Below are 8102 nucleotides of genomic sequence, written 5' to 3'. Positions count from 1 at the left end.
GGCGAGGTCCCCGGCACCTGACACGCCAAGCTTGAAGCGCTGCTGCATCATGTCGTAGACCTGCTGGTACGCCGCGATCGTCTGGTCGAGCAGCGCCTTTTCGCGGTCGTTGGCGCGCAGGTCCAGGTAGTCGGCCGCAAGCTCCGCCGTCATGGCGAGGCGCACGGTCTCGACATCGGATGCGCTTGCCTGCATGCTGGCTTGGGCGGCATCGGTCTGCGACCGAATCTTGCCGAACACGTCGGGCTCCCACGATGCGGTGAGACCGACCGAATGGTCGGGAAAGGTCCTGCCGTCGGTGGCATTGCGGTAGAGAAGGTTCTGCGAGACGCGTGTACGAGACTGGGCGGCCCCCGCTGTGACTGTCGGGAGAAAGCCCGCGCGCTCCCGGTCGTATACCGAGCGGGCGACATCGAGTGCCGCCACCGATTTGCGCAGCGTCTGATTGGAGACATCGACACGCGCTTCGAGCGAATTGAGTGTCGGATCGCCGAACAGGGTCCACCACGGCCCGCGCGGCTGGTCATCGGCGGGGTGCGCCGTTTGCCAGGCTCCGGCCGGCGACGTTCCGCTTTCGAGGTAGTGGGCGGGTACGTCGACACTCGGCCGCTTGTACGTCGGCTCCACCGAACAGCCGGTCAGGGCGAGCGCGGTGAACAAGACGGTGACGCTCGCCAGGACACGGCCACTCCTGTTCCTGGGTTCGCGGCGCAACATGGCACTCTTATCGATACGCCGGGTCATGATGACGTGCCTCCCTTTTGCACCTGGACGTGCGCTCCCTCGTAGATCGAGTCCCCGGGGTTGGAGATGACGTTCTCGCTGCCGTCGAGGCCGTTTGCGATTTCGACAAAGGTGCCGAAATCGCGCAGGATCTTGACGACTTTCAGGTGCACCGTGCCCTGCGTGTCGACGGTGGCGACCGTGACGCCGGATGGCCGGAACAGCAGCGTATTGACGGGCAGTTCATAGGTCGGCGTGCGCGATTGAAGCGCCAAATGGACTTCCGCGTAGACACCCGGCATCAGTGCTCCATCCGCGTTGTCGACATCGATCTCCGCCAGCATGGTCCGGCTGTCGGCCGTTACGCTCTGGCTGATCCGCGAGACGGTGGCGACGAACCGGCGGCCCGGGTACTGCGATGTCATCAGATAAGCGTGGGTGCCGGGGACGACCAGCGGCGCGCTTGCCTCGGGAACCTGCACGTAGACTCGCAGTGCCTGGGTCTGTTGCATGTGAAACAGTTCCGCGGTCGGTGTGGACGTGCCACCACCGTTTCCGCCGGCATCGACCAGCGTGCCGACGTCGACGTTGCGGGAGGTCACCACGCCGTCGAACGGTGCGACGACCTTTTCGAACGACTGCATTTGCGCGAGCCGTTCGACATTGGCAGTTGAAGCGTCAAGCATCGCACGCTTGGCCTGCATGTCGCTGACCTTGAGATCGGTCTCCTGTTGTGCGACCGACTGAGTCTTGAGCAATTCCTGCCAGCGCTGCGCGGTCGTATTCGCAATCGCATAGTTGGCCTGCGCACTGACGCGATCGGCCCTGGCCTGGTTGAGCTGGGCGTCGACCTCGGGGGCTTCGATGGTCGCCAGCAGCGTGCCCGCCTTGACTCGCGTGCCGATATCGACGTACCAGTGCGCGACATAGCCACTCGTGCGTGCATAGATCGATGCATCGGAGAAGGCCGCGACGCTGCCGGGCAGGGTGAGGTCCTGCGTTGCCGGGGCCTTGCCGGGATGAATCGTCTGGACGATCGGTGTCTCCTGCTCCTTCGTTACCGCCTGGAGATGCTGGTCGGCATGCAGCTTGGGAATGATGCCGATCGCAAGCAGGACCGCAACGAGCGGAAGCAGCACATAGCCGGCGCGCCGCGAAGTACGGGATGTTTCTCTGGACTGGTTCATGAAGTTCACCGGGCGGTTGAGTCGGTGCCACGTCCGATATGGAGCGCAGCAAACATAAGCGGGACGAAGAGCAAGGTGGCACAGGTGCCTGCCGACAGGCCGCCCATCACGGCACGACCGAGCGGCGCATTCTGCTCCCCACCATCGCCGAGCCCCAGGGCCATCGGCAACATGCCGATCAACATGGCGAGCGCGGTCATCAGGACGGGGCGAAACCGCGTGAAACCGGCCTCGAGGGCGGCATCGTAGGGCGATTTGCCCGCCGCGATCGCTTCACGCGCCGCGTTCACGACGAGGATGCTGTTCGCGGTTGCAACACCGATGCACAGGATCGTGCCGGTCAAGGCGGGAACACTGAGCGTGGTGCCGGTCGTGAACAGCATCCACGCGATACCCGCGAGCGACGCCGGCAGGCCCGAGATGATGATGAGCGGATCGAGCCAGGACTGGAAATTCACGACCATCAGCAAGTAGACGAGGACGATCGCGAATACGAGCCCCGTCGCAAGACCCATGAAGGAATCGTGCATCGCCTGCACCTGGCCGCGTACGACGATGCGCGTACCGTCTGGGAGCGTCGGCCGGGCCGCCGCGACGATGCGCTGCACGTCGGAAGCCACGCCGCCGAGGTCGCGCCCTTGCGTCGATGCGTAGATATCGATGACGGGCTGGATGTTGTAGTGCGACACCACGGCTTGCTGCATCGTACGGTTCATCGTGCCGAGCGTGCCGAGCACATCGGGTGTTGGCGGAACGACACCGGTGCCGGCCCCCGTCCCCGCGGACACGCTTGTCACGCCGTAGGCGCCCATGGGCTTCTTCAATGGCAGCGGCAGGTTCGCGAGCGCCTGCATCGAGTTGACGTCGTACTCAGGCATCTGGGTCATCAGCGGATAGCTGACGCCGTTCTTGGGATCGAGCCAGAAATTGGGCGAGGTCTGCGAGCTCCCGGACAGGGCGATGAGCAGGTTCTGGGCGACTTCGCTCTGCTGGAACCCTGCCTGGAGCGCACGCGTGCGATCGACGTCGACGTTGATGGCGGGCTGGTCCTGCGGTTGCTGGATGTGCGCGTCGACCAGCCCGGGCACCGTGTGTAGCTGTGTGAGCAGCTTCTGCGCAATCGCATAGGTGCTGTCGGCATGGATGCCGACGACTTGCACGTCGATTGGCGCGGGCAATCCGAAATTCAGGATCTGGCTGACGATGTCGGCAGGCAGGAACGAGAATTCCATCGAGGGAAACTTTTGCGCGAGCGTGGTGCGCAGTTTTTCGACGTAGCCGGCCGTAGGGTGGTGTTTCGCGGCGAGCGAAATCAGGATGTCCCCGTCGCCGGTACCGATCGGCGAGGCGGCGTCATACGTGAGGTTGATACCGCTGACAGGCAGGCCGATATTGTCCAGTATCCCCTGCAGTTCAGAGGCGGGGATCACCTGCTTGATCTGCGCTTCGACCTGGTCCGCGAGACTCGCGGTTACCTCGATGCGCGTGCCCGTCGGTGCCCGCATATGCAGACGGATCTCGCCCGCGTCGACCGACGGGAAGAAGTCGCGTCCGGTGAAGGGCAGCAGCGCGAGTACCGAGCCCAGGCAAACGGCGAAAAACGTGAAACCAATCAGACGCCGCTTGCCGAGCGCGCTCTTCAGCACACCGTGGTAACCGTGACGCAGACGCTCGAAGCGCTGTTCGAAGCCATGCTGGAATCGCGCGATGGCGCCGGCGAGGCCCGATGAGGGCGTGCCGGTATCGGACTCGGCCCGCAACAGGAACATCGCGAGCGTCGGTATCAGCGTACGCGACAGGAAGTACGAGGCGATCATCGCGAACACCACCGCCTCCGCGAGTGGCACGAACAGGAACCGGGCGACGCCGTTGAGCAGGAACATCGGAACGAATACGATGCAGATGCACATCGTCGAGACGAAGGTCGGCGTGGCGATTTCGCCCGCTCCGACCAAAATCGCCTCCTGTAGAGGCTCACCGTTTTCGATGTGATGGCTGATGTTCTCGATGGCGACGGTCGCATCGTCGACAAGGATGCCCACCGCGAGCGCAAGACCGCCGAGCGTCATGATATTGATGGTCTCCCCGAGCGCGGACAGTGCCATCAGTGAACACAGCACGGCAAGCGGAATCGTGACGGCGATGATGAGCGTCGCGCGCCAGCTGCCCAGGAAGAGCAGAATCATCGCGGCCGTGAGGCCCGCGGCGATCAGGGCTTCGCGCACGACGCCCGTGATCGAGGCCCTGACGAATACCGACTGGTCGGCAAGCTGGACCACGTGCAAGGACTTCGGCAGGCCGCTCAGCACGGTCGGCAGCAGGTTCTTGATTTGGCTGATGATCGTGAGCGTCGAGGCGCTGCCGGTCTTTTCCACGGTCAGCAACGCCGCGCGCTTCCCGTCGGTGCGGACCATGTTCATCTGCGGCGCATAGCCATCGCGAACATGGGCGACATCGCGCAGGTAGATCACGCCGCCGCCCGGCAGTGTCTTGAGCGGAATGTTATTGAGCCCGGCAACGTTATCGAAGCTGCCGTTGAGCTGGACGTTGACGAGTTGTGTGCCGATTTTCGCGGTGCCGCCGGGCAGCACGAGATTCTGGGCATTGACCGCGTTGACGACGTCCGCCGGCGACAGCCCCTTGGCCTGGAGTGCCTGGGGATCGATATCGACCATGATCTGCCGCACCTTGCCACCAAAGGGTAAGGGGATCGATGCGCCCTCGATGGTCGACAACTGCGTGCGAATGAAGTTGTTACCGAGGTCGTACAACTGTTGCTCGGCGAGCGTTGGGCTCGAGAGCGCCAGTTGGAGAATCGGCACCGTCGATGCGTTATAGGTCAGCACCATCGGCGGCAAAGTGCCGGGCGGCATGGCCTTGAGCAGGGATTGCGCGTTCGATGACGCCTCGGCGACCGCTTTGTTGATATCGGCGCCCGGATGAAAAAACACCTTGACCACCGATACGCCGTTCAGCGAGTTCGATTCGATATGTTCGATATTCTCGACGTCCGACGTGAGCGCTCTTTCGTAGATCGAGGTGATCCGGTGCGCCATGTCTTCCGAAGACAGGCCGTTATAGCTCCAGACGACGCTGAGAACGGGGATGTTGATATTCGGGAAAATATCGGTGGGCGTGCGCAAGATGGTCAGCGGCCCGGCGATAAAAATCAGCAAGGCCAGGACGACGAAGGTATAGGGACGACTTAGCGCGAGTCGGACAATCCACATGACAGGCTCCGGGTTGGGCAGCCGTACGGGCTGCCGAAATGTGAAGCCGAGTCTAGGTTTGCGCTGCTTACCAGACCTTGACGCTCGGGTTACCAACTTGTAATCCACGTCGTGGCGGGGCAAAGGTATGATTCATTGCACTGAAAAAGCGGATGGGAGTGGACGATGCGAGTCTTGGTGATCGAAGACGAGCGCAAGATGGCGGATTACCTGCGAAAGGGGCTCGACGAGTCCGGTTATGCCGTGGACCTCGCCCACGATGGTCCGGACGGCCTGCATTTCGCGCTCGAACACGACTATGACGTCATCGTGCTCGACGTCATGCTGCCTGGCATCGACGGTTGGGAAGTGCTCCGGCGCCTGCGAGCCGCGAAGACGACGCCGGTTCTGTTCCTGACCGCACGGGACGAAGTCGAAGATCGCGTCAGGGGACTCGAGGGCGGTGCGGACGACTATCTCGTCAAACCTTTTGCCTTTGTCGAGTTTCTGGCGCGCGTCAGGACACTTAGCCGGCGCGGTGTGTCGCGCGAGTCCGAGATGATGGTCGTCGGCGATCTCGAGATCGACTCGATCCGGCGCCGCGTGCGTCGGGCGAACACCCGCATCGACCTGACACCGCGCGAATTCGCCTTGCTGCAACTGCTCGCGCGCCGCCGCGGTGAAGTCTTGAGCCGTACACAGATTGCGTCCTATGTATGGGACATGAATTTCGATAGCGACACGAATGTAGTCGATGTCGCCGTGCGTCGCTTGCGCGCCAAGATCGATGACGAATTTCCGGTCAAGCTGATCCACACGGTGCGCGGGGTGGGTTACTTTCTCGACCTGAAAGGCGGGAACTGATGCGCAGGTTCTCGCTGACCACCAAGCTGGCCGCTGCGTTCGCGGTGATCACGCTGCTGGTGTTCGGCGTGGTCGGCACGGTCCTGTATCAGGCGCTTTCGCGTGACATCCAGGCACAGGACGATATGAACCTCGTGCTGGCGGCCAGGCACTTTCACCGCCTTGCCAGCGAACTCAAGGCGATCAAGGGCATTCGTGAACACGAGACGCGGCTTAACAGTCTGGTGCTTGGCGACACCGCCTCCCTCATGCAGGTGCGCGATGCATCGGATCGGCTTCTCATTGAACACAACGAGTCCGGTGCGCAAGTCGGGCCGATGCCTGTCATCGAACCCTCGCGGCGGCTGACGAGTGCCGACGTCACGCAATGGGAGGATCCGGCCGGGCACGTGCTGCGCGGCATTGCCTTCGCGGTCCTGCTCAACGACAATTCGGTGATTCACGTGCTGGTGGCGCGCGAGATGAGCGACCGCGGCGCGTTGCAGTCGCGCTACCGGTGGACGATCCTGGTGACCATGCTGTGCGGCATGATCACGGCCGCGCTGCTGGCGTTCATTTCGATCCGTCGTACCTTTCGGGTGCTGGTCCAGGTGGCGCGCGACGCGGCGCAGGTTCACGTGCACCGGCTCGATGCGCGGCTCGACATGTCGCGTATGCCGCCGGAGTTCGACGCGCTCGGCATGTCGCTCAATGCCATGCTCGAAAGGCTCGAAGGCGGTTTCAAGCGGCTTTCGCAATCGGTATCCGATCTCGCGCACGACATGCGTACGCCGATCGCCAATATGCGGGGCGCCAGCGAAGTCGCACTTGCGCGGCCGCGTTCAGTCGACGAGTATCAAGGCCTGATCGAATCGAACCTCGAGGAATGCGAGCGTCTGTCGAGGATGATCGAGAACGTCCTGTTTCTCGCGCGCGCCGACCAGCCTGAATTCGTCACGAGTGCGCGGGAGTTCGATGTGAGCGAAGAGCTCGAGCGCATTGCCGAATACTTCGAGGGGATCAGCGACGATGCAGGGGTCCTCATCCGCGTCGATGCCCAAGGGGTGCTCCGTGCGGACGAAGAGCTGTTTCGCCGTGCCGTGAGCAATCTGCTCGCCAATGCACTACGCTATACGCCGCGCGGCGACACGATCTCGATTCGCGCGCGAGTCAATCCGACCGGCATGCTGGTGAGCGTCGAAAACCCGGGTGAACCGATTCCGTCCGAACATCTTGGCAAACTGTTCGACCGCTTCTACCGGGTCGATCCCTCGCGCGCGAGCTTCTCGGGTTCGACGGGACTGGGGCTGGCGATCGTGCGCAGCATCATGGAGCTCCACGGCGGACGGGCGACCGTCGAAAGCGACAGCCGCTCCACGCGCTTTTATCTGCAGTTCGTGCGAGAGCTGGATGGCACGACAAACGGGATGAAGAACGGCACGAAGAATAACGTATTCCATGCGTCCAACGGCATGAAGCGTTCGTGAGCAGGCGCTCGGCCCCGCAGCCGCTGGCACGATCGGGCCGAACATCCTACTACTCCTACTACTTCGCGTATTGCGCCTCGCCGTTGCCAAACGACCAGTTTTCCTTGACTACTTCCACGAGATTGATGAGGACATCCTCGCGTCGCAGCCCGATGCGCGCGTTGAGTCCGTCGGCGACTGCCTTGTAGAACGCGCGCTTTGTGTCGAGATCGCGCCCCGCGTTCAATGTAACCTGAATGAACACACATTGCGGCGAGCGCTGGATGCCCAGATAGCTGGGGTCGGCGACGAAGTCGCTGGCCTTGTGCTCGCTGACCACCAGGAAGCGGTCGTTGGCGGGCACGTTCAGTGAGGTGTTCATCGCCTTGTAGACCTCATCGGCGATGGCACTGCGGTATTCGGCGGACTGGCCTTCTGCAAGATCGATGCGTACGAGGGGCATGACGTTTCCTTGAACTTGGGGCGTGCCGGCATGGGATAGTGCGACATCATCCCGCCAGCCGGCAGTCAGCGGGTTGCGCAGTACGGAGCGTGTGAGGGCGTTTGACCGCGATCTTAGATGATCATGGGCATTTGTTCAATAGATGACACGGGTCATCTATAAAGGAATGAGAGAGCGCCCCTTGCAAGGGGCACGCCCAAGGCGATCGACT

At 62.6% G+C, this 8102-nt stretch carries 6 protein-coding genes; 2 read left to right on the top strand and 4 right to left on the bottom strand.

The annotated features are described in order from the left end of the window. The 3 genes from HV670_RS25225 to HV670_RS25215 all read right to left on the bottom strand — a co-directional run. A partial coding sequence (locus HV670_RS25225) for a TolC family protein (protein ID WP_175107730.1) occupies nt 1–744 on the bottom strand: 744 nt, incomplete at its 3' end. Continuing rightward, on the bottom strand, nt 741–1910 hold the full coding sequence (locus tag HV670_RS25220) for an efflux RND transporter periplasmic adaptor subunit (RefSeq protein ID WP_175107729.1): 1170 nt from the start codon (nt 1908–1910) through the stop codon (nt 741–743). The genes HV670_RS25220 and HV670_RS25225, both read right to left, overlap by 4 nt. Before the next feature lie 5 nt (nt 1911–1915). After that, entirely contained in the window at nt 1916–5140 is a 3225-nt protein-coding gene (locus HV670_RS25215; protein ID WP_175107728.1) for an efflux RND transporter permease subunit, read from the bottom strand. 165 nt (nt 5141–5305) lie between these two features. Here HV670_RS25215 and HV670_RS25210 point away from each other — a divergent pair, with 165 nt between their 5' ends. Together HV670_RS25210 and HV670_RS25205 are read left to right on the top strand one after the other, a co-directional pair. Then, on the top strand, nt 5306–5983 hold the full coding sequence (locus HV670_RS25210; RefSeq protein WP_175107727.1) for a heavy metal response regulator transcription factor: 678 nt from the start codon (nt 5306–5308) through the stop codon (nt 5981–5983). Further along, nucleotides 5983–7449 carry a heavy metal sensor histidine kinase gene (locus tag HV670_RS25205; protein ID WP_175107726.1) on the top strand — a complete coding sequence of 489 codons (1467 nt, stop codon included), beginning with the start codon at nt 5983–5985 and terminating at the stop codon, nt 7447–7449. The genes HV670_RS25210 and HV670_RS25205 overlap by 1 nt, the downstream gene beginning before the upstream one ends. Before the next feature lie 58 nt (nt 7450–7507). Here HV670_RS25205 and HV670_RS25200 read toward each other — a convergent pair whose 3' ends face one another. Beyond that, nucleotides 7508–7891, bottom strand: a complete 384-nt coding sequence (locus HV670_RS25200) for a tautomerase family protein (protein ID WP_175107725.1) — start codon at nt 7889–7891, stop codon at nt 7508–7510. Nucleotides 7892–8102 lie beyond the last annotated feature (211 nt).

Source organism: Pararobbsia alpina, assembly GCF_902859895.1.
Lineage (GTDB): Bacteria > Pseudomonadota > Gammaproteobacteria > Burkholderiales > Burkholderiaceae > Pararobbsia > Pararobbsia alpina.
Note: the sequence above shows the minus strand (reverse complement) of the source record. Positions and strands in the feature narration are given on the sequence as shown.